Raw genomic sequence first — 20369 nt, 5'->3', positions numbered from 1 at the left:
CCGGTCCGCCATAACACGGCCACCAGCACAGACATACAGATAGTGAAATCAGTTAGTGAAATCTTCACCCATAGTGATGGGAGAAGCGAATCCAGTCGACCACCGCCTTTATTCCACACGCTTGCGCCGCTAAGGTGCGACGAGCACCTACCCAGCGAAACCGCCGGAATCACCGGCGCCGATCCGAACTGGCGGCGCGGATGTCAGGCTGGAACTTCAGGTCGGCGGTTCCCGAACCGCAGCCACCCCCCGGAGCCTCCGCCATCCAGACGGACAGGCCCACCCCCGCGCGGATATACGACTATCTGCTCGGCGGCAAGGACAACTTCGAGGTCGACCGTCAGGCGGTCGCCACCATCACCGCCGCGATCGGCGAGACAGCGGCGGTGGATGTCCCCAGGGAGAACCGGCGGTTCCTGCAACGCGGAACCCGCTGGCTGGCGAACACCGGGATCGACCAGTTCCTCGACATCGGCACCGGCCTGCCGACCGCCGGAAACGTGCACGAGGTGGCCCAGGAGGTCAACCCGAGGGCACGGGTGGTCTACGTGGACTACGACCCGATCGTGCTTGCATATGGTCGAGCCTTGCTCGCGGACGACAAGTCGACGGCAATCATCACCGCCGACACGCGAGACCCCGAGTCGATCATCACTCACCCGGACACCGCCGCCCTCCTGGACTTCTCGCGGCCCGTCGGCGTTCTCATGGCCGCCGTTCTCCACTTCGTCGAGGACGACGAGGACCCGGCGGGCATCGTCGCGAAAATCATGGGAGCCGTCCCGTCAGGCTCGTATCTCCTGCTCTCGCACATGACGTCGGACGGCCCGCCGGCCGACGCCGTCGCCAGGACGGCGGCGGTCATGAGGGCGGCCACCTCACCCATGATCTTCCGCTCGCGCGCCACGATCCAGAGCTACTTCGCCGGGCTGGAGCTCCTCGAGCCGGGCGTCGTCCGGCCCTGGCAGTGGCACCCCGCCGGCGACAGCCCCCAGACCGACTGGCTGTTGGCTGGGGTGGCCCGAAAGCCCTGATCTTGCGCGCCCCGGTCGCCCTGGCCGTGCCGTGCTGACGGCCCCTGGCCGGGCCGTGCCGACGGTCCCTGCCCGGCCGGTTCGGCCCCGGGTCAGTTCGGTGCCAGGGCGGCGGGCGGCGGGCCTGCGGCGCGCAGCCAGGCGACGGCCCGGTCGCGAAAGTCGGCGAGGCCCTTGTAGTCGGCGACGTCGCCCGGCAGGTGCGCCAGAACGTCGGCGGTACGGCGACGCCAGGGCTCGACGGCCGCGAGCTGCTCGAACGAGAGCAGGTAGGTGCGGATGAGGAACATGACCGCGCCGGAGTCCGGCAGCCGCATTAGGTGCTGAACCTCGACCCGCAGGTGGAGCAGCCGCCCGAATGCCTCGTCGTCGGCCCGCTGTAGCCGCGCCCGGTCCGGCGCCCAGTCGGGGTAGCGCTCGAGGGAGACGTCTAGGCGCCGGCCGACGGTCATCCCCCAGTTGGTCCGGCGGTATGGCTGATGCGGCTGGAGTCGCCTGATGAACTCCTGGGCCCGACTGATGACGCCCTCTGCGTGGATACGCGGAACCGGGCCGTGGATCTCCAGAAAACTCATGCCCAGGTCGAACCCGAAGCTCCAGGCGGCCGCGAAGGTCACGACGCCGGCGTCGACCCAGAGCTGGCCCGCCCGCTCGTCGAGCAGAACGACGTCCTCCTGAACCTGGTTCGCGACCCAGCGCAGCGGCCCGCCGGGCAGTGTCGCGTCCTCTCCGTAGACGAGATCGGCCTCGACGCCGAGCCGGCGGTTCTCCCAGTGCCAGCGGTCGGTGCCTGTCCGGGTGAGGAACATGTCGGCCGGGTAGCTCGCGCCCAGCTCGCGCAGCAGGATCAGCGTGGCGTCCCACGCCGCCGTTCGCATGTGCGTGGGGACCGCGTGCCGTGTCGGGTCCTGAGCGAGAATCCGGGCGCGCTCGGTCAGCTCACGGTGATATTCGCCGTCGATGTCGACGACCGCCGCGCCCCATCGGCCGGCCGCGGTGTGGACCGGTATGCGGGCGGGCTCGACGTTGGTGCTGTACCGGAAACGCTCGTCGGTGAAGGGGAACGGGAAGCCGTGGCGCAGCGGCGACGATTCCGCGACGCTCGGCGGCGACGACGGCGACGGCGACGGTTCCGGGACGGCCATCAGAGCGGGACCTCCAGGTGGGAGCCGTCTGCCCGGGAGACGCAGGGCATGACCCAGGCGCCGGAGGATCTCTCCTCCTCGGACAGGAACAGGTCGCGGTGCAGTGGACGCCCGGCCGTGACCGGGATCCGGCACTCACCGCACACGCCGTGGCGGCAACGGCTCGCGACGTCGAGGCCGGCGGACTCGAGCGCCTCGAGCAGGCTGGTGCCGCCGGGGACCGTCAGCGTCCCGCCGGTCCTCGCGAGGACGACGTCGAAGGAGGCGCCGGGCTCCAGCACGGCCGCGCCGAACCGCTCGGTATGGATCCGCGACGCCGGCCAGCCGAGTCCAGCCGCGGTGGCGACGACCTGGTCGGTCAACGCGGCGGGGCCGCAGACGTACAGATGCGTTCCCAGCGGCTGGTCGGCGAGTGCCTCCTCGACCCGGGTGGAGAACGCCCGGCGGTCGGTGAAGAGCTCGGCGCGGCCGTCGGAGAGCCCGATGACGTCGTCGACGTGGGCGCCGCGCCCGGGGCGGTGGACGTAGAGGACCTGCGCGTCGTGACCGCGCCGCCGGGCGGCCCGCAGATGCGCGACGATCGGCGTCACCCCGATGCCACCCGCGACCAGCAGGTGCCGACGGGCGCGCGCGACCGGCGGAAACGCGCTGCGCGGCAGGCGGGCGGCCAACCGGTCGCCCGGGGCGAGACGCTCGTGTATCCAGCGCGATCCGCCGAGGCCGTTCGCCACCAGCAGCACCGAGACGGCGTACTCGCTGGGGCCGAGGCCGGCGGAGGTGAGGCTGTAGGCGTTGACCCGGCCGCCGCAGTCCAGCAGGAGGTGGCTGCCGGGGACGAAGCCCGGCAGCTCGCGCCCGTCGGGCGCGGCCAGCCGGATGCTCCGGACTCCCGGCACCGGCTCGTCGACGGCGACGACGACCAGTTCGAGATCCAGGCCGCCGGTCATTCGGCGCCTGCGCTGCTCATCCATGGCCCGCGATGTTCATCCAGAACCCGCGCTGGTCATTCGGCGCTCGCCCCGGCATCCGCCTGGAATCCCAGGAAGCGGCCCAATCGGCGGGAAACGTGGTGGTAGATGACCAGGCCACGCCCGCAGCCCGGGCAGCCGACGACGTCGCCGATCGCGGCTTCGACCGAGGCGACACCGCCGCAGTGGACACAGGCCACCTCGATCGGTCCGGCTCCCGTCGGGGCGACGGACAGCTCGTCGTCCTCGAGACCGGCCGCGATCGCCGTCGCCCGCAGGGCGAGGCAGCAACCGACGGAACCAGCCAGCCGCACCCGGACGCCGACCCGCGCCTCGGCCAGGGCCGCCGCGAGCCGTTCGCCCGCCGTCGCCACGTCGGCGGCGCACAGCACCACCGGGTCTGGACGGCCGGGGCGCGGGGCGAGCTCATCCCACCACGACGCCAGTACGCCCGCCGCCTCCGGGCCCACGCCGACCAGGACGTACGCGGCGCCCCCGCCGTCGTCGGCGCTCGCGACGGCGTCGGCGTTCGCGACGGCGTCGGCGTTCGCGACGGCGTCGACGGGCGAGGACGCCGGAGCACCCGGACGCGCCCACGGCGGCACGCTCGTATGAGCCAGGTTCGGCACCGACCAACAGTAGGCCGACGCCGCGAGGCGCGTCAGCGGCGGCGACAGCCGCTCGGGCGATGTCCACGCGATGTCCACGCGACCGCGTCGGAGCAGGTCCTACCCACCCGCCATTAAATAAGTGGTGGCTTATATAGTCGAGCCATGAACACCATCGATCCCGTCGCCGCCGCCGGGCTGGTCGCCCGCGAGGTCCGCGGCGGCTCCCGGAACGGCCAGCCTACGAAGATCGCCGTCGCCCGTCGGACGTATAGCACCGACCAGGCCGATCTCTGGGACGCCGTGACCGACGTCGACCGCATCCCCCGCTGGTTCCTGCCCGTCAGCGGCGATCTGGTGCTGGGCGGCCGCTACCAGCTAGAGGGCAACGCCGGCGGTGTCGTCGAGCGCTGCGAGGAGCCCGAGTCGTTCGCCGTGACCTGGGAGTTCGGCGGCCTGGTGTCCTGGCTGGAGGTCACCCTCACGCCGGCCGGCGCCGGCACCATCCTCGAGCTGGTCCACGAGTCGCCCGTAGACCCCGACTTCTGGAAGCAGTTCGGTCCCGGCGCCGTCGGCGTCGGCTGGGACCTGGCTCTGATGGGTCTCGGCCTGCACCTCGACAGCGGAATGCCGGTCGACCCGGCGGAGGGGGCAGCCTTCGCCACGACGCCGAACGGCGTCGAGTTCGTGCGGCGCTGCGCGGTGGGCTGGGCCGATGCCGCGGTCCGCGACGGCGACGAGCCGGGGCCGGCGCATGAGGCCGCCGCGCGCACCGTGACCTTCTACACCGTCGTCCCCGACGATGCCGTTCCCCCGGATGCCGCCGCCCCGGATGCCGCCGCCCCGGATGCCGTGGTCGCGGATGCCGTGCCCGCGACGGGCGAGGACGAGAGCGCCGGGAGCTAGGTGGACGGCGTCTTCGAGGCGCTCGGCGAACCGGTCCGCCGGCAGATCCTGGAGCTCCTCGCCACCGGCGAGCAGCCCGTCGGATCGGTCGTCGCGACGCTGCGGGCCCGGGCGCCGATCTCGCAGCCCGCCGTCTCGCAGCATCTCAAGGTGCTGCGCGCGGCCGGGCTGGTGACCGTGCGCGCCGAGGGCACTCACCGGTACTACGCCCTCGACCAGGCCGGTCTCGCCGCCGCGCGGGACTGGCTGGCCGCTCTGCTCGCCGACCCGCTGGCGCCGTTCGCCCAGCCGCTCGACGCGCTCGCCACCGAGGTCGCCCGCGGCCGCCGCGCCCACCAGGCTCGGACGTCGGGAGCGCGGCGCAGCGAGTCCGCCTGAGGCCCACCTCGGACACTCAGCACCGGCCCTTGCCCTCTTCGCCGACCAGCGGCGAACCAGCCTCCTCGTGCACGGATTCGTGCACAGGGGTTCTGGTCGCCGTCCGTCGGACCGAGGGTAACCCCCTCCCTGTCGGTCTCGGGTGAGACACCCGCTGGATGCGGGTTGGCCATGGGGGCGTGATCGGAGATCGTTGTGTTCGTGGAGTCAGAGTCGCGGGAACGTGGGGGCGGGTTGTCGCCGCGGGGTGATCCGGCGCCGCGTCCGTCGCGGCGGGTGTTTAGCAACGCGTACAAGCTGCGGATCGCCACCCACTTTCATGATCTGGTGGCATTTTCGGCGCGATAGCTCCGACGATCCCACCAGATCATGAACGGCGCAGGCGACCACCGGTCGCTTCGAACGCAGCGAGGCCCGCCGAGATCCCATCCGAACAACCCTTCACGTTTCGGAGTCATACAGTTGCATCCCGCCACCTGTCGACTCGGTCCGTTCCTGTTGCCGCAGGTAGCGGTCAAGATCGGGTCCAATTTCTACCGCCTGAGGCCAGGCCAGTTCGCCTGGACGATTCGGTACGGGTGACGCGGTCGGTCACACCTTCCGCCGGATCCATTGGGAGATTCCCCACCCCGCCCGCTGGGCCCCGTCAGCGGGCGGAAAGGACTGGCGGTGCGGCTCGTCGCTCATCCCGTGGCGCCGCGCGATCTCGGCGAACATCGCGTTGTGCGGGCGACGGGCGCGCGCCGCCCGGAGCAGGCGACGATATGCGTCCTGGACGATTCCGGAGTCAAGGTTGTCGAATACCTGGCTCCACCAGATCTCGGGGTTGCTGCCGTGCCAGCTGGGTCGCCGCCCACGGGGAAAGTCGATGGAGTCGAGCACCATCCCGGCCTCGGCCGCCTCATGGAATATCTCGGCGAGAGTGATACACAGCCGATGCCGGTCGTCGCCGGAAAGAATGAGCCCCGGCTCTCCCACCGTCGCTGGTCCTTGCCGCTCAGACGCGAGGTATCCGAGGTCTCCCGCCGTCCCCCCGGATGACGGACCTGTTCGCGGCCCGTCATCCGGCGGAACGGCGGCCAGCGCGTCGATGATCCGGGGGAGGTCCCGGAAACGGTGCTGGACGAGCGCGGCGAGAGCGTCGCCGAGTGCCGGGAGCAGCCGCGCGAGCTCGTCCGGCGAGCCCGAGACCGCGAGCACCTGCCAACCCCGGAAGCCAGCCGCGATGTCTTCCGCCTGCGCGGTCACCAGACGCAGCTCGTCTTTGCCGGCCAGCATCGGAAGAGCCTTTCCGATCAGGCGCCGGACGTATCCGGCCGCCGATCGGAGCTGGCCGCTCAGCTCCCGCCGGACTGCCACCTGGTCGATCCCCGCCAGATCCGCGGCCACCCGCGCACGGTCAAGGTCCACGACGAGCTCGGCGGCACGTAACAGGCTGTAGGCGGCGAAGTAGTCAGCGTTCCAGTTGTAAATCTGACGCTGCACCAGCAGGCACATCCCGACCAGGGCGAGGTAGCCCACCATCAGCCCGGCCAGCTTCAGTTCTGGCTGTTCTTCCGCCGCCGATCGCCAAGGTCCCATTCTCCACAGCTGGCCGGTCGCGGCGACGATGACGCCAAGGCTCGCGACGACGAACCCGGGGGCCACGAGGGCGAGCGCCCGGCGGGCGACCTGGTCGCGGCAGGCGAGCGCGGCCGACACGTCGGCCACTGGCAGCCATCGGCCCGTCCGCTCGAACGCGGTGACGACCGAGTCCAGCCGGGCCTTCGTTCTCCTCGCCGCTCGTCCACCTCTGCGTGGCCTCCTGCCGGCCAGCGGCATAAGGACGACGGAGACGCCATCCAGCATCAGCGCGATGGCCATCAACGTGATGCCCGATATAAACAGCTCACTCGCCGTGTCGGCCGGCGCCGTCATCCCGGCGAATGCCCGTGGCCGGCCGTCGGCGGCGCCTCCGGCGGATCTGCGTCGGGACCGTGCCGCACTCGGACGCACCTCCCCGAAGCCAGGCTCGCGCCCGTCCAGCGGGCCATTCCCGCTCGTTTATATCGGAGGTGTTGGCGCCTTCCTCAGGCCGATGAGTACCGGGTGCGAGACGAGGGTTGTGACGAGGGGTCTCTCGCGGGCCGGACGGCCACCGCTCGGCGGTGCTCGCCCAGCTCAGCCGCTCAGCCGCTCGCCCAGCTCAGCGGGCGACGGCTCGCGCCTCGAGGAACCGACGCAGCTCACCGACGGTGCCGAAGGAGCCGAGCCGATCGTCGGGGATCTCGATCTCGAACTCGTTCTCGACGGCGAACATGAGATTGATGTGCGCCAGCGAGTCCCAGGCGGGGATGTCGGCGGCGGTCGTGTCGTCGGAGACGACGAGGGCGTCGTCAGCGAAGATCTCCCGAAAGACCTGCTGCAGTCGATCGTCCATGGTCAGCTCGTGCTCCCTTCGAGTTCCCGGTCGGTTCGGGTGATCTGGATGAGGCCGGGCGGGCTGCCGGCGTCGTCGACGGCGAGCAGCCAGGAGACGGCGCCGGACTGGTGTTCGGGCGAACGAACGCCCCCGGTGGGGGCCGGCTCGGCGGGGGCGGGGGCGAATCCGAGACGGCTGAACAAATCGCTGACCAGTCCGTTCTTGGCCGTGGGTACGTAGTGCCCACGCAGGTAGCGGCAACCGCGGCGGCGAGCCTCGGCAATGAGAAGCCCGGCCGTCTCGTCCTCCAGCGTCCGGCCGATCACTCGGCAGCTCATCAGCCAGGTGTCGATGTCGAGTACGTCGTGCTCCTGGCGGGCGATCGCGACGGCGACCAGGCCGTGGTCGGCGAACTGGTCGGTGAGCCGGACGCAGAGCACCGCGGTGGCCGGGTCGGCGGCGAGCTCGGCGAGCTCGGCCTGGCTTCGGCGCCGGCCGGTGAGGTTGAACTGGTTGGTCTTGACGACCAGCTGCGCGACCCGCGGCAGGGTCACCTCGTCGAGCGGGACGACGGTGGCGACCATCGCGAGGCTTCGGTGGAAGTCCTCCAGCGACGTGGCGCCGGCGGCGAGCTGGGCGGCCTGGGCGCGGGCGCGGTACTGGGCGGCGCGGTCCGCGTCCTCCGTGGTGAGGGCCGGGGTCTCGAAGAACGGATAGGACGCCAGCGCCCGCACGTAGCCGTGTGGGTCGGGCGGCAGATCGATCACGTCGACCTCGCCGACCAGCTGGCGCACGACCTCCCGCTCGGCGGCGTTGTCGTCGACGAAGACCAGCGAGTCCAGGCCGATGCCGAGCGTGCTCGCGATCTGGCGGATCTGCGCCGGCTTGTCCGCCCAGGACGCGGAGAACATCGCGATGTCGTCGAGCCGCAGCCGCATGCCGGGGTGGCGTTCGAACACCTCACGGGCGTCGGCGTCGTTGTTCTTCGAGCAGACCGCGAGGATCACACCCTTGGCCTTCAGTTCCAGGATGTGGTCCTGAAACGCGGTGAACGCCTCGCCGGCGGGGCCGTCGCCCAGGGCGATGCCGCCGAGGCCCTCCTCGCCCAGCACACCACCCCAGAGCGTGTTGTCCAGGTCGAGCACCAGGCACTTGCGGCTGGCGCCGAGCTGGGCGCCGAGCACCGCGGCGGTGTGCCGGGCCAGCAGCGGCACGCAGCCGAGCGAGACCGCCTGCTTGGCCCGGTGCCAGTAACGGGCGTCGAACCAGCGGCGCTTGCCGACCTCGGCCGCGAGCCGGTCGCAGTCGACCAGCGCCACGCGGCTGCCGGTGGCCCGCCCGAGCGCGGCGTTCACCGCGGCGAGCATCGTGGCCCGGCAGCCCGGAGTGCGCGCGGCCAGGTGCCCCAGCGCCACGTCCGGCGGGACGGCGAACAGGTGCTGCACGACCCTGGCCCCGGTCCGGTCGACGAGCAGGTCCCACAGCGACGTCCAACGGGCGGCCTCGGCCGCCACGTCCGCGTCCGGGTCCTCGCTCATCGCCGGCAGCTGGGCCTCGCCGGCGTGCACCGCGAGGACGACGACGTCCGGGCCGAACCGGTACAGCCCGCTCGACGGGTCGAGGATCTCCTGGCGGTACTGGCCGTAGCCACACTCGTAGAGCTCGACCGCCACCCCCGCCCGCGCCGCCGCCACCGGCAGCAGCGCCGAGAGCTGCGACGTCGTGTAGCTGCCGAGCACGGCCACCCGCGCCGTTCGGGCCAGCGGCGCCACCCTCGGCAGGCAGCGTGCCACGACACCGGCGGCCGCCGACCAGGCGGCCAGGTCGTCGCCCGCGTCGGTCGCGACCAGCGCCCACCGCACCGCGCCGGCGTCGTCACCCGCCCGTTCGGCCGCCCGCGCCCGGTCGAGACCGGTGCGCATCGGACCGGCTCCGGCGTCCCGGCCGTCGTCCCATCTCGTGCTCATGTGGGCCGCCTCATCACCCGGGCGGGAGCCGCGAACACGGTCGCGCCGGCCGGGACGTCGACGGTCACGATCGAGTTCGGCCCGATCCTGACGTCGTCCCCGATCGTGATGGGGCCGAGCAGGTGCGAACCGGGGCCGATCTCCACCCGGGCGCCGATGGTGGGCACCGCGTGCCGGGACGCGTCGGCGGAGGCGAACCCGATCGTGACGTTGTGGCGGATGAGACAGTCGTCACCCAGCACGCAGAACGCGGGGATCTGCACCGCCTGGTGATGCCCGATCCGGACCCGGCGGCCGATGACCGCCTCGTCGGCGATCTCCACCCCGTACAGGGCACGGATCACAAGTTCGTTGACGAGTTTGTAGATGATGCCGACCGGAGACCGAAGCCAGGCCGGCGCAGTGAGCCGCCAGTGGCCCACCCGGTACACCACCAGCGCGTGCATGCCGGGATGGACGAGCGAGCGGCCATGATTGCGCCAGTCTTCCCCGATCAGTGCCCCAAGGCTCGGTTCCGCGGCGGCCCCTGGTTCGGATGCGCCGGTTCCATCGACGGCCGCCGTGGCGAACCTGCCGCGACCTGTCTGTGTGCCCATCCAGCCGGACCCTCCGCGCCGCCTCCACTTTTTTCCAACCATACAGTTACGTAACAGTAGGGTCTGCGCAAGCCGGGCCCGGTGGCCTCATCCTCAGACCACATCTGCCCTCCTGCCCAGCTCCGGGCACCGCTGGCGGTGCGACCAGGCTGTGAGCTTGGCTACTCGCCGGGCAACCGAGAGGTCCGCCGACGCGGCCATCGGCGGCGGCGACCACGACGCCACGCCCGGCCTCCCTGGGGCACCGATTGCGCCCATGGGGCGGGAAGACCCGGTCGGAAACCAAGGAATGGTTTCCCGCGAACCTCCGGTATCGCTGCGCAGAACGGACGGATGAATCAACGGCGACTACGCCGGCCTACGGTTCCATGGTCGCGTCTGTTCGTACGGCAGGTGTCATTCCCCCGTCGTCGTGCTCTTTTTTCGGATTGCCGACCGGGGGGCGGGCGCCCTGCGATGTGGGGGGTTTGGATGCGTCCTGAGAAGTTTTCCGAAACGGGGTCCAGCCCGCTGAGCAGGATGGACAGCGCGCTTCTCGGCTATCAGCGGAAAAACAGCGCCGCGCCGGTCGCGGTCGCCTATCTGCTGCGGGCCGCGGGCACCTGCGATCTCGGCGCCGCGCGCGCCGCGGTGCTCGACCGGGCACGGAGGTTCCCGGCCCTGACGCATAGGCTGACGGCCGCCGCGGGCCGCGCCGGTTGGCCCGCCTGGACACCCCAGCCGGGCTACGACGTATCGACCCATGTCCGGGAGCACCACCTGTCGGCGGGTGCGGGAGAGGCGGAGCTGCGGGCCTTCGTCGAGTGGCGCTGCCGGGCGCCGATCCCGCTGGACGCGCCGCCGTGGGAGATCTGCCTGCTGCCAGGTCCCGGCGCCGACGAGTTCCACATCCTGTTCCGCGCCAGCCATATCTGGCTCGACGGGGCGGCCCTGCACCAGGTGCTGGGCATGCTCTTCGGCGAAGGGCCCGCCGCCGCGCCGCCGCGCCGGGGACGCGACGGGCGGGTCACCCCACGCGGGCTGGCGGTGGCCCTGGGGCGCGTCCTCGGCTGGGCGACGCCGGCCGGCAGCCTGGAGGCGCTGACGCGGCCATGGTCGAAAGCTCACAACCTGTACTGGGCGACGACGAACGTCGAGCGGCTGCGAGCCCTCGGCCGGGCGTACGACGCCACCGTCAACGACGTCTTCCTGGTCGCGTTGTCCGGCGCCCTCGACGCCTGGTCGCGGCCGGTCGACGGACGCCGCGAGGTGCGGGCGCTGATGCCGGTCAGTATCCGCCGCAAAGATGAGTTCGGCGGCCTGGGCAACTATGTCGTAGGCGCTCGCGTTTCTCTGCCCCGCGGTCCCATATCGCCCTGGAGCCGTTTCGAGACGGTACGCCGGCAGACGTCGCGCTACCGCGGCGCCGAGAACGTGGCGGCCGGCGAGCGCTGGTGGTTCGAGAAGATCCCGGCCCGTTTCGGGTCCAGGGCGGTGGCGATGGGAATGGATTCCCGAAGGGTGCCCGTGACGACGTCGAACGTCGGCGTCCTGGCCGGTCCGATGGCCGTGGCGGGCTGCCCGGTCACCGCGGGGACGCCGATCCCGGTTCTCCTTCCGGGACAGCGCCTGTTCGTCATGCTGGGCGTCCTCGGGCCCACGGCCTCGCTGTCCGTCGCGGTCAACGGCAACGTGCCGGACGGCGCCCGGCTGGTCGGCCTCTGGCTCACCGAGCTCGACCGCCTGGAACGGACCGCCGGTCTCACCGCCGTCCCGGCCCAGCCCGCGGCCGCGGCCGCGGCCGCGGCCGCCGAGGCATCCGCCACGGCCACCACCTGACGCCACTGGGTTCCGTCCGTAGGCGGTCCTATGATCGGGCGGTGAAGGTGATCTCGCTCGGGTTCCGGACCGACCTGATGGTGCGGAGACTGACGGGCTCCCTCATCGCCGAGCACGCGTCCCACCTGGTCGTCCGCACCCCTACCAATCCCGACTTCTGGTGGGGGAACTTCATCCTGGTCGACGGCCCGGTGCGCCGCGGCGACGCGGACCGGTGGGCGGTCGCGTTCGCCGACGCGTTTCCGCGGGCCCCCCATCTCGCCCTGGGCGTGGACGGCGCCGACGGCGAGGCCGGCGACGAGTCCGAGCTCGCCCGCCTCGGGGTGACGGTGGAGGTGACCTCGGTCCTGACCGCCACCCGGCTGACACCGCCGGCCCGCCCGCCGGCGGCTGCCACGATCCGGCCGCTGGCCGGTGACGACGACTGGGCACAGGCGGCCCGCCTGCGGGCCGCCTGTCACAGCGACGAGGAACCGTCGGCCGAGGAACGGCTGTTCATCGCGAGGACGGTCGCCGAGGAGCGCCGGCTCTGCGAGGCGGGCGGCGGCGTCTGGTTCGGCGCCTTCGTCGACGGTCAGCTGAGGTCCGGCGCGGGCCTGGTCAGCGACGGGGGCGGGCTGGCCCGTTTCCAGAACGTCGAGACCCACCCTGGCCATCGCCGCGGCGGCCTGGCCTCGGCTGTCGTCCACGGCCTCGGGCAGTACGGCCTCGGGCAGCGGGGTGAGCGCGAGCTCGGCGCGCGCACGCTGGTCATCGTCGCCGATCCCGATGACGAGGCCATCCGCGTCTACCGCGCGCTCGGCTTCGTCGACACCGAGCGGCAGGTCCAGCTCCAACGCCCGCCAGGCGGATGACCGCCCGCGAGCCGAGTCGGGCCCGCGAGCCGGCCGGCGCGCTCGGCCCGCGCGGTCAGGGCAGGAGCAGGCAGCTGTCGCCGAACTCGTGCCACAGGTAGCGCTCGCGCAGCGCCTCGCGGTAGGCTGCGGCGACGAGACCGGGGCCGGCGACGGCCTCGAGCAGGTCCAGGTGCGACGCTCCGGGCGCGTGCCACCCGGTGACCAGGCCAGTGACCGTGCGGGCCGGCCTGTCGGGGCCGAGGACGACGTCGGTCCAGCCGGCGGCGGCCCGCACCGTCCCGTCCGGGCCGGTGGCTGACTCGAGGGCGCGGGTGGCGGTGGTGCCGACCGCGACCACCCGCCCGCCCCACCGACGCGTCGCGTTCACCAGCCGGGCCGTGTGCGCGTCGACCCGGAACCGTTCCGGCTGCGGCGGCTCGCCGGGCTCCTGCGAGGAGACACCGGTGTGCAGCAACACCGGCGCGACGCCGATGCCACGGGTGACCAGGTCGGTCACCAGGTCCGTCGAGAACGGGCGCCCGGCGCTCGGCATCTCGGCACTGCCCGGGTCGCGGCCGAACACCGTGCGATAGGCGTCCATCGGCTGGGGGGCGAGCACGTACGCGTAACGGATCGGCCGGCCGACATGCCGCAGGTACGGCACGACACCGCCGTCGACCGGCACGCTCGCCCGCCACAGCCGGTCCTGGCCGGCGGGACGCGGCGCGTGGACCGTCAGCCAGACGCCGTAAGGCAGCGCGATCCGTTCCCCGGGCCGCAGGTCGCCGACCGGTCCCGCCGCGGCCGGGTCCGCCGCCCGGACCTCGACCACCCAGTCGCCGTCGTCGAGCGCCGTCGCGAAGTGGACGACGACCGCGCCGTCCCCGGCCCCAGCTCCGGCCACGGTCCCAGCTCCGGCCACGGCCACGGCTCCAAGGCTGTGGCGGGAGCCGCTCACGGCGGCCGGAAGCATCGCGGAGGTGTTGACGACGACCAGGTCGCTGGGCGCCAGGTGCTCGCCGAGCTCGGCGAAGCGGGCATGGCGGATGCCGTTCGGACGCGCGACGAGGAGACGGACGCCGTCGCGCCGCTCGGGCGGCGCGGATGCCTCCAGGCCCGTCGGCAGATCGAACGCGACGGCGCTCATCGAACGGCCTCCGCCGCCCGGAGGTCGGCTGGGCGGCCGGCGGCGAGATCGGCCGCCACGTCAGCCCTGAGATCACCCCTGGGATCGACCGCGAGGTCGGCCGCGCGATAGCGGCCGCTGGCCGGGCGCGCCTCGATCAGCCGCAGGATCGCCGGTGCCACCTGCTCGGGCGGCGGCCGGTCGGAGATGTCCTCGTCGGGGAACGCCCGCTGGTGCATCTCGGTCCGCATGTCCCCCGGGTCGACCGCGTACACGCTCACCTCCGGCTCCTCGGCGCCGAGGACGGCGGCGAGGTGGTCGAGGGCGGCCTTCGACGGCCCGTACACGCCCCAGCGCGGGTAGGCCTCGACAGCGGCGTCCGAGCTGATCGTGAGCAGCGTCCCGCCGCTTTCGCGCAGCAGCGGCAGTACCAGCTGGACCAGCGCCAGCGGCGCGATGACGTTCGTCTCATAGACGGCGCGGACGGCGTCGAGGGGTGCGTCGGCGAGCGCGGGCAGCGGGCTCGGGCCGAGCTCGCTGGCATTGGCGACGACGAGGTCCAGTCGGCCGACGCTCGTCACCGCGTCGACGAGCCCCCGCCGGTGCGCCGCGTCGGTGACGTCGCCGGCGACCGCGACGACCCGGTCGCAGGGGTCGTCAGGCTGACGGAGCCTCACGCCGCCAGCGGCCTTCCCCGGCACGGAGGGCGTCGGCGCGACGGCGGGCGTCGACGCCACCGCCTCCGCGAGGCGCGCGGCGTCGCGGCCGTCAACGACGACCCGCCAGCCGCGTTCGGCGAGGGCACGAGCCAGGGCGAGCCCCAGTCCCCGCGACCCGCCGGTGATCAGTGCAACAGGATCAGTGGTCATGCGGCGATCGTCATAGTTAAAGTTAACTTCAAGTCAAGGGTCGAGCGCGCCCGACCCGGCGGGTGGGCCGGAGCGTTGCCGGGCGGCAAGGGAGAGTGCGGAGTGCGGGCAACTGATCTGCTGACCGTCGGGGAGACGTCCGCGCGCAGCGGCCTCCCCGCCTCGGCGCTGCGTTACTACGAGTCCCAGGGGCTGCTCGAGACGACCCGCACGGCCGGGAACCAGCGCCGCTACCCGCGCCACGTCCTGCGCAGACTGGCCTTCATCCGCGCCGCGCAGAACGTGGGGCTGTCGCTGGACGAGATCCGGGCGACCCTGGCGACACTGCCGGAAAGCCGCACCCCGACCCGCGAGGACTGGACGTCGGTGTCCGAGTCGTGGCGCACCCGCCTGGACGAGCAGATCGCCGCCCTGCTCAAACTGCGTGACGGGCTCGAATCCTGCATCGGCTGCGGCTGCCTGTCGCTCGACCGCTGCGCCGTGTCCAACCCCGGCGACATCACCGCGCAGCGCGGGCCAGGCGCGAACTACCTCCCTCGGGCCCTGCGCGGCTCCCCACCCCATGGCTCCCCACCCGACAGCGCCCGACCAGCCGGCGCCTGACCAGCCGCCTTCGCGACCGGATGCAACGCAGGTTTTCCGGGCGTTCAGGAAATTCCCGCGAGAGGCCGGGCGGGCTTCCTCCGCGGTCCCGCGGGTACAGGAATCGCCGCACCGTCTCGACGCGACACATCCCGTGGCCGCCGCTAAATTGTATGGGCGAGGTGGCGGTCGCGGAGGATTATCGGTAGCCGCCAGGAAGATAGTGYCGGTGGAAGTCGTCGGGAGGTCTCCCGTGGGCAGGCGAACCGCATATGCATGAGCTTGCCGTGACACAGGGCATTGTCGAGATGATTTCCGACCGGATACCGAACCAACGCGTTCTGACGGTCAATCTCACGATTGGCCAGGTATCGGGCGTGGCACCGCACGCCGTCCGCTTCTGTTTCGATCTGGTCGCCGCTGGCACCGTCGTCGAGGGCGCCCGCCTGCATATCGACACCCCGCCCGGACGGGCACGCTGCCGAAGCTGCGGGCAGGACGACTTCGTCATCGACACCCCGTTTCCCCTGTGCGGCTGCGGCAGCGCCGACGTGGAGGTGCTCGGTGGCGACGAGCTGACCGTCGCGTCGGTCGAGGTGGCGGCCGGGCCAAAGAGCACGCAAGAATGATCCTCTTTCGCGTGCCCCGCGGCTTTTCGCATGCTCGGCGACCATGCCCGGCGACAGAGTCCCGAGAGCACAGCTGGCGCCACGGTGGAGGTGTGGGAACGGATGTGCGTGACCTGCGGGTGTGACGGCGACGCCCAGCCCAGGATCATTGGGCCCGTCGATCCGGTACGCCGCGACAACGAACCGGTACGCCGCGATCGGGACGACATCCGGCTGGTGACCCTTGAGGAGCGCATACTCGCGAAGAATGACACCCTTGCCGCTTCCAACCGACATTGGCTGGCTCATCAGGGCATCCTCGCCGTAAATATCATGAGCTCACCGGGCGCAGGGAAGACCACCCTGCTCGAACGCACCATCCGTGAGCTGAACGTCGAGTGGCCGATCGCGGTCGTCGAGGGTGACCAGGAAGGCGTGCTCGACGCGGACCGAATCAGGGCCAGCGGCGCCCCGGTGGTCCAGGTAAACACGGGCGACGGCTGTCATCTCGACGCGGAGATGTTCGACCGCGGGCTGCGCGCGCTTCCGCTGACGCCCGGGCAGCTCATATTCGTCGAGAACGTCGGCAACCTGGTCTGCCCCGCGCTCTTCGACCTCGGCGAGGGCGCCCGCGTCGTCGTGACGGCCGTGACCGAGGGCGAGGACAAGCCRGCCAAGTACCCCCGGATGTTCGCGTCCGCCGACCTCGTTCTCATCAACAAGTGCGACCTCCTGCCGCATGTCGACTTCGACGTGGCGGCCTGCGAGCGGCGGATTCGCCTCGCCAGTCCGCGCGCCGAGGTCATGACGGTCTCCGCTCGGACGGGCGAGGGCCTGTCCGCCTGGTACGGCTGGCTTCGCCACCAGCGCGGCCACCGCGAGGCCGAGGCCTCGGCCTGCTCGACGCATCACCACCATCACCCGTCGGCCGACCCGGCGGACGCCCTTTCGGGGTCCGCGCCGGTCGAGTCCTCCGCGCTCTGACCGGATCTGAACGGAGTGGATATGCGCATCGCTCAGGGCCGCCGCGTGCCGAGGGGAGCCGAGCATTCCGAGCATTCCGAGCCGATCGAGCCGGTCGAGCTGGGACCACCGCCGCCGGGGTTCGCGGCGGCGCGAGCGGTCGCCGACGCGGTGCTGTATGAGGGCTACCTGCTCTATCCCTACCGGCGTTCGTCGGGAAAGAACCGGGTGCGCTGGCAGTTCGGTGTCCTCGCGCCCAGGCCATGGGTCGAGGCGAACTGTCTCCCCACCGCCACCGTGGCGGGGTCGTCGGACGCGTGGCGGCAGCGGACCGAATGCCTGGTCGAGGCGCCCCCGAGCGCGGTCATCCACATCCGCCTGCGTTTCCTGCAGTTGCAGCGCCGCTCGGTACAGCAACGCTCGGTACAGCAACGGGACGAGCGTGCCCAGTCCGCCGAGGCCCCGTTCGTCGAGGTCGACGCGGCGTCCAGTGGTGGCGAGCGGTACCTCACCTTCGACGAGGCCGTCGAGCGGGAGATCGACATCGCGGTCGAGCTGTCCGAGGTGATCGCCGGACCGTGCCAGCGCCAGGTGTTCTTCCCGGCCGCCGAGTCGGTCGAGCCGGTCGAGGGCGACATCAGAATCGTGCGCACCCAGCAGCCGGTGTCCGCGGTGGTGTCCTTGTCCGCGCAGGCCGCCGAGACGCCGTTCCCGGCGTGGCTGCTGCGCGTCGAAACCGAGAACACCGCGACGGACCTGGCCACGCGGGCCTCCCGCCAGGAGGCGCTGAGCCKCGCGATGCTCGCCACGCATTCCCTGCTCGGCGTGCGGGGCGGGAAGTTCCTGTCCGCGCTTGATCCCCCCGCCTGGGCGGCGCGGGCCACCCGGGCGTGCGAGAACCTGCACACGTTCCCGGTGCTGGCGGGCGCGGCCGACGCCGACGACGTCGTCCTGTCGGCGCCGATCATCCTGTACGACCGTCCGGCAGTGGCGCCGGAGAGCCCGGGTGACCTGTTCGACGCGACCGAGATCGACGAGATCCTCTCGCTGCGGACGATGACGCTCACCGACGAGGAGAAGCAGGAGGCCCGGGCGACCGACCCACGGGCCGCGAAGATCATCGACCGGGTCGAGCTCATCCCCGACGACGTCTTCGCCCGCCTCCACGGTGCCGTCCGGTCGCTGCGCCCGGTATCGGCGGCCACGGGTTCCGTCGCCGGCACTGACGTCATGGCCGTCGGCGTCACCAACGATGTCACCAACAACGTCACCATCGGGGTCACCGACAAGGTCCCCAACGGGGTCACGGACGCCGGCGCCGTGACGCCGAGCCGGCAACCGGCGACCACGCCCGCGCGAGAGGCGTCTCCGCCGCGCTGGTGGGATCCGGAGGCGGACGCCGCGGTGTCACCCGACCGCGAGGCCGTCCTGGTCGACGGCATCCGGGTGGCCAGGGGCGCCCGCGTCCGGCTGCGGCCGCGCGGGCGGGGCAGCGACGCGCAGGACATGTTTCTCGACGGGCGCGAGGCCATCGTCGAGGGGGTCTTCCTGGACGTCGACGACGCGCGGCACCTCGCCGTGATCCTCGTCGACGATCCGGGCGCGGACCTGCACCGGTGGTACGGGCGTCACTACTACTTCGCCCCCGACGAGGTCGAGGTCGTCTCCCCCGCCGACGGCGGGACGGCACCGGCCGTGGGGCCCGAGCGATGACCACACTGCCCACGCGTCCCATGGGCACCGGCCTGGAGCCGGGCCAGGGCAGCGCCCCCGACCGGCCCGCCGCGCGCCGGGTTCTCGTCGCGGGAATAGGCAACGTCTTTCTCCGCGACGACGGTTTCGGCGTCCGKGTCGTCCGCCAGATAACGCCCGAGCTGGTTCCCGATGGCGTGGACGTCGCCGACTACRGCATCCGCGGTGTGCACCTCGCGTATGACCTTCTCGGCGGTTCGTACGGCACGGTCGTGCTGGTGGACGCGGCGCCGCTCGGCAAGCCGCCCGGCACCGTCGAGGTCCTGGAGGTCGACACCGCGGGCGCCACCCGCGACACCGGCACGGCCGGCACGGCCGGCACGGCCAAGGCCGACCTGACCACCGCCGAGACCGGCGAGACCGCCAGGACCGGCGGGACCGGTGCCGACGGGACCACACCGGGCTTCGACGCCCATGGGCTGCACCCCGAGGCGGTTCTCGCGCTGCTGCGCTCCCTCGGGGGACAGATCGACCGCGTCCTCGTCGTCGGCTGCCAGCCGGCCGCGCTCGACGAGGGCATGGACCTGTCGGAGCCGGTCGCGGCTTCGGTGGATGCCGCCGCGCGCCTGGTCATCCGGCTGGCCCGGGACGAGGCGGCCGCGCTGGCCCGCGCCCATGAACCCCACGCCAGGGAACGGAGGAACGTGCGATGACCACCACGCCGACTTCCAGCGGAGCCGCGGCGACATCGGCGCCGCGTGGGTTCGACGAGATGACCATTCTCTGGATCTCGGAGGGGATGAGCTGCGACGGCGACACCGTCTCGGTCACGGCGGCTTCGCAGCCGGCGATCGAGGACGTGGTGATGGGTCTCATCCCGGGCCTGCCCACGGTGAACCTCCACAACAAGGTGCTGTCCCCGACGCTCGGCGGCGAGGAGTACCTCGCCCCCTTCCGGGCGGCCGCGCACGGCGACCTCGCCCCGTTCGTCCTCGTGATCGAGGGCTCCGTCCCGAACGAGAACATCAACGGTGACGGGTACTGGACCTCCTTCGGAAACGATCTGATCACCGGGGATCCGCTGACGGTGAACTGGTGGATCGACAACCTCGCGCCGAAGGCGTGGGCGGTGGTCGCGATCGGCACCTGCGCCACTTACGGCGGCATCCACGCGATGGCGGGCAACCCCACCGGCTGCATGGGCCTGGCCGACTACCTCGGCTGGGACTTCCGGTCCAGCGGCGGACTGCCGATCGTGAACATCCCGGGATGCCCGGTCCAGCCGGACAACTTCATGGAGACCCTGACCTGGTTGCTGTACCACGCGGCCGGCACGGCGCCGCCCCCACCGCTGGACGAGCTGCTGCGCCCGCAGTGGCTGTTCGGAAAGACGGTGCACGAGGGCTGCGACCGGGCCGGCTACTACGAGCAGGGCGACTTCGCCGGGGACTACAACTCGCCGAAATGCCAGGTGATGGTCGGCTGCTGGGGCCCGGTGGTCAACTGCAACGTGCCGAAGCGCGGCTGGATGGGCGGGATCGGCGGCTGCCCGAACGTCGGTGGCATCTGTATCGGCTGCACCATGCCGGGATTCCCGGACAAGTTCATGCCGTTCATGGACATGCCGCCCGGCGCCAGCCTGTCCACGAAGTTCGTCAAGCCGTACGGCGCCTTCATCCGGCGCATGCGAGGAATAACGAACACAACCGTCAACAAGGAGCCGCGCTGGCGCCACAACGGCCCCGAGCTGACGAGCGGATACGATCCCCGCTGGCGTCCCAACGGGCGGGTATCCCAGATTCGATGAGGCGGGCGGACAGTCAGGGACGGAACTGTCTCGGGTAGGCACATCACCTTCCAGCTGGAAAGGCC

Annotated in this window: 19 protein-coding genes and 1 pseudogene; 11 read left to right on the top strand and 9 right to left on the bottom strand. The window is 71.8% G+C overall.

Going from position 1 to position 20369, the window contains the following annotated elements; genetic code table 11:
• The first annotated feature begins 200 nt into the window (after window positions 1-200).
• The gene (locus tag BCD49_RS01105; protein WP_007516757.1) at window positions 201-1034 is read left to right on the top strand and encodes an SAM-dependent methyltransferase; all 834 of its coding nucleotides are present in this window, start codon (window positions 201-203) and stop codon (window positions 1032-1034) included.
• A 98-nt stretch (window positions 1035-1132) separates the two neighbouring features.
• Here the strand turns inward: BCD49_RS01105 and BCD49_RS01100 are convergent.
• The 3 genes and pseudogenes from BCD49_RS01100 to BCD49_RS01090 form a co-directional block, all read right to left on the bottom strand.
• Window positions 1133-2179 (bottom strand): annotated as a pseudogene (locus BCD49_RS01100) (heme-dependent oxidative N-demethylase family protein); the annotation flags it as partial.
• Window positions 2179-3150: a PDR/VanB family oxidoreductase gene (locus tag BCD49_RS01095; protein ID WP_035924257.1), complete on the bottom strand. Its 972-nt coding sequence runs from the start codon at window positions 3148-3150 to the stop codon at window positions 2179-2181. The pseudogene BCD49_RS01100 and the gene BCD49_RS01095, both read right to left, overlap by 1 nt.
• Before the next feature lie 32 nt (window positions 3151-3182).
• Window positions 3183-3854: a dimethylamine monooxygenase subunit DmmA family protein gene (locus BCD49_RS01090; protein ID WP_007516753.1), complete on the bottom strand. Its 672-nt coding sequence runs from the start codon at window positions 3852-3854 to the stop codon at window positions 3183-3185.
• A gap of 66 nt (window positions 3855-3920) precedes the next feature.
• Here BCD49_RS01090 and BCD49_RS01085 point away from each other — a divergent pair, with 66 nt between their 5' ends.
• Window positions 3921-4661, top strand: coding sequence for an SRPBCC family protein (locus tag BCD49_RS01085; protein ID WP_007516752.1), 741 nt, complete (start codon window positions 3921-3923; stop codon window positions 4659-4661).
• Window positions 4662-5039, top strand: a complete 378-nt coding sequence (locus tag BCD49_RS01080) for an ArsR/SmtB family transcription factor (protein ID WP_007516751.1) — start codon at window positions 4662-4664, stop codon at window positions 5037-5039. It abuts the gene before it with no gap.
• Between the two features lie 591 nt (window positions 5040-5630).
• Here the strand turns inward: BCD49_RS01080 and BCD49_RS01075 are convergent.
• From BCD49_RS01075 to BCD49_RS01060, 4 genes are all read right to left on the bottom strand, one after another.
• Window positions 5631-6956 (bottom strand): effector-associated domain EAD1-containing protein, encoded by a 1326-nt coding sequence (locus BCD49_RS01075; protein ID WP_007516749.1) that lies wholly within the window; start codon window positions 6954-6956, stop codon window positions 5631-5633.
• A gap of 268 nt (window positions 6957-7224) precedes the next feature.
• Window positions 7225-7458, bottom strand: a complete 234-nt coding sequence (locus tag BCD49_RS01070; RefSeq protein WP_007516748.1) for an acyl carrier protein — start codon at window positions 7456-7458, stop codon at window positions 7225-7227.
• Window positions 7459-7460: 2 nt separating this feature from the next.
• Complete coding sequence (locus BCD49_RS01065) at window positions 7461-9407, bottom strand: HAD-IIIC family phosphatase (RefSeq protein WP_007516746.1); 1947 nt, start codon at window positions 9405-9407, stop codon at window positions 7461-7463.
• Entirely contained in the window at window positions 9404-10003 is a 600-nt protein-coding gene (locus tag BCD49_RS01060; RefSeq protein WP_007516744.1) for a serine O-acetyltransferase, read from the bottom strand. The genes BCD49_RS01065 and BCD49_RS01060 overlap by 4 nt, the downstream gene beginning before the upstream one ends.
• 519 nt (window positions 10004-10522) lie before the next feature.
• On the opposite strand from BCD49_RS01060, the gene BCD49_RS01055 reads away from it, so the two are divergent.
• Both BCD49_RS01055 and BCD49_RS01050 read left to right on the top strand, forming a co-directional pair.
• The gene (locus BCD49_RS01055; RefSeq protein WP_232793899.1) at window positions 10523-11821 is read left to right on the top strand and encodes a wax ester/triacylglycerol synthase domain-containing protein; all 1299 of its coding nucleotides are present in this window, start codon (window positions 10523-10525) and stop codon (window positions 11819-11821) included.
• A 41-nt stretch (window positions 11822-11862) separates the two neighbouring features.
• Window positions 11863-12675, top strand: coding sequence for a GNAT family N-acetyltransferase (locus BCD49_RS01050; protein WP_027140194.1), 813 nt, complete (start codon window positions 11863-11865; stop codon window positions 12673-12675).
• Window positions 12676-12730: 55 nt separating this feature from the next.
• Here the strand turns inward: BCD49_RS01050 and BCD49_RS01045 are convergent, their stop codons facing one another.
• Both BCD49_RS01045 and BCD49_RS01040 read right to left on the bottom strand, forming a co-directional pair.
• A complete protein-coding gene (locus BCD49_RS01045; RefSeq protein WP_007516739.1) occupies window positions 12731-13804 on the bottom strand; it encodes an S-adenosylmethionine:tRNA ribosyltransferase-isomerase in 1074 nt (357 codons plus the stop codon).
• A complete protein-coding gene (locus BCD49_RS01040; RefSeq protein WP_007516738.1) occupies window positions 13801-14652 on the bottom strand; it encodes an SDR family NAD(P)-dependent oxidoreductase in 852 nt (283 codons plus the stop codon). The genes BCD49_RS01045 and BCD49_RS01040 overlap by 4 nt, the downstream gene beginning before the upstream one ends.
• A gap of 102 nt (window positions 14653-14754) precedes the next feature.
• Between BCD49_RS01040 and soxR the strand changes: the two genes are divergently transcribed.
• From soxR to BCD49_RS01010, 6 genes are all read left to right on the top strand, one after another.
• Complete coding sequence (gene soxR / locus BCD49_RS01035) at window positions 14755-15255, top strand: redox-sensitive transcriptional activator SoxR (protein ID WP_007516736.1); 501 nt, start codon at window positions 14755-14757, stop codon at window positions 15253-15255.
• A gap of 251 nt (window positions 15256-15506) precedes the next feature.
• Entirely contained in the window at window positions 15507-15863 is a 357-nt protein-coding gene (locus BCD49_RS01030; RefSeq protein ID WP_007516734.1) for a hydrogenase maturation nickel metallochaperone HypA/HybF, read from the top strand.
• A 102-nt stretch (window positions 15864-15965) separates the two neighbouring features.
• Window positions 15966-16826, top strand: coding sequence for a hydrogenase nickel incorporation protein HypB (gene hypB / locus BCD49_RS01025; protein WP_007516732.1), 861 nt, complete (start codon window positions 15966-15968; stop codon window positions 16824-16826).
• Window positions 16827-16847: 21 nt separating this feature from the next.
• Window positions 16848-18518, top strand: a complete 1671-nt coding sequence (locus BCD49_RS01020; protein WP_071041015.1) for a hypothetical protein — start codon at window positions 16848-16850, stop codon at window positions 18516-18518.
• 20 nt (window positions 18519-18538) lie between these two features.
• Window positions 18539-19210: a hydrogenase maturation protease gene (locus tag BCD49_RS01015; RefSeq protein ID WP_071041014.1), complete on the top strand. Its 672-nt coding sequence runs from the start codon at window positions 18539-18541 to the stop codon at window positions 19208-19210.
• Window positions 19207-20304, top strand: coding sequence for a hydrogenase expression protein HypE (locus BCD49_RS01010; protein WP_007516727.1), 1098 nt, complete (start codon window positions 19207-19209; stop codon window positions 20302-20304). The genes BCD49_RS01015 and BCD49_RS01010 overlap by 4 nt, the downstream gene beginning before the upstream one ends.
• Window positions 20305-20369 lie beyond the last annotated feature (65 nt).

It is taken from the genome of Pseudofrankia sp. EUN1h, assembly GCF_001854645.1.
Lineage (GTDB): Bacteria > Actinomycetota > Actinomycetes > Frankiales > Frankiaceae > Pseudofrankia > Pseudofrankia saprophytica.
Note: the sequence above shows the minus strand (reverse complement) of the source record. Positions and strands in the feature narration are given on the sequence as shown.

Bases quoted from the DNA above. Each gene is read 5' to 3' on its own strand.
- BCD49_RS01105 (WP_007516757.1), top strand. From the start codon at position 201: ATGTCAGGCTGGAACTTCAGGTCGGCGGTTCCCGAACCGCAGCCACCC.
- BCD49_RS01095 (WP_035924257.1), bottom strand. From the start codon at position 3,150: ATGGATGAGCAGCGCAGGCGCCGAATGACCGGCGGCCTGGATCTCGAA.
- BCD49_RS01085 (WP_007516752.1), top strand. From the start codon at position 3,921: ATGAACACCATCGATCCCGTCGCCGCCGCCGGGCTGGTCGCCCGCGAG.
- BCD49_RS01075 (WP_007516749.1), bottom strand. From the start codon at position 6,956: ATGACGGCGCCGGCCGACACGGCGAGTGAGCTGTTTATATCGGGCATC.
- BCD49_RS01070 (WP_007516748.1), bottom strand. From the start codon at position 7,458: ATGGACGATCGACTGCAGCAGGTCTTTCGGGAGATCTTCGCTGACGAC.
- BCD49_RS01065 (WP_007516746.1), bottom strand. From the start codon at position 9,407: ATGAGCACGAGATGGGACGACGGCCGGGACGCCGGAGCCGGTCCGATG.
- BCD49_RS01060 (WP_007516744.1), bottom strand. From the start codon at position 10,003: ATGGGCACACAGACAGGTCGCGGCAGGTTCGCCACGGCGGCCGTCGAT.
- BCD49_RS01055 (WP_232793899.1), top strand. From the start codon at position 10,523: ATGGACAGCGCGCTTCTCGGCTATCAGCGGAAAAACAGCGCCGCGCCG.
- BCD49_RS01045 (WP_007516739.1), bottom strand. From the start codon at position 13,804: ATGAGCGCCGTCGCGTTCGATCTGCCGACGGGCCTGGAGGCATCCGCG.
- BCD49_RS01040 (WP_007516738.1), bottom strand. From the start codon at position 14,652: ATGACCACTGATCCTGTTGCACTGATCACCGGCGGGTCGCGGGGACTG.
- BCD49_RS01030 (WP_007516734.1), top strand. From the start codon at position 15,507: ATGCATGAGCTTGCCGTGACACAGGGCATTGTCGAGATGATTTCCGAC.
- BCD49_RS01010 (WP_007516727.1), top strand. From the start codon at position 19,207: ATGACCACCACGCCGACTTCCAGCGGAGCCGCGGCGACATCGGCGCCG.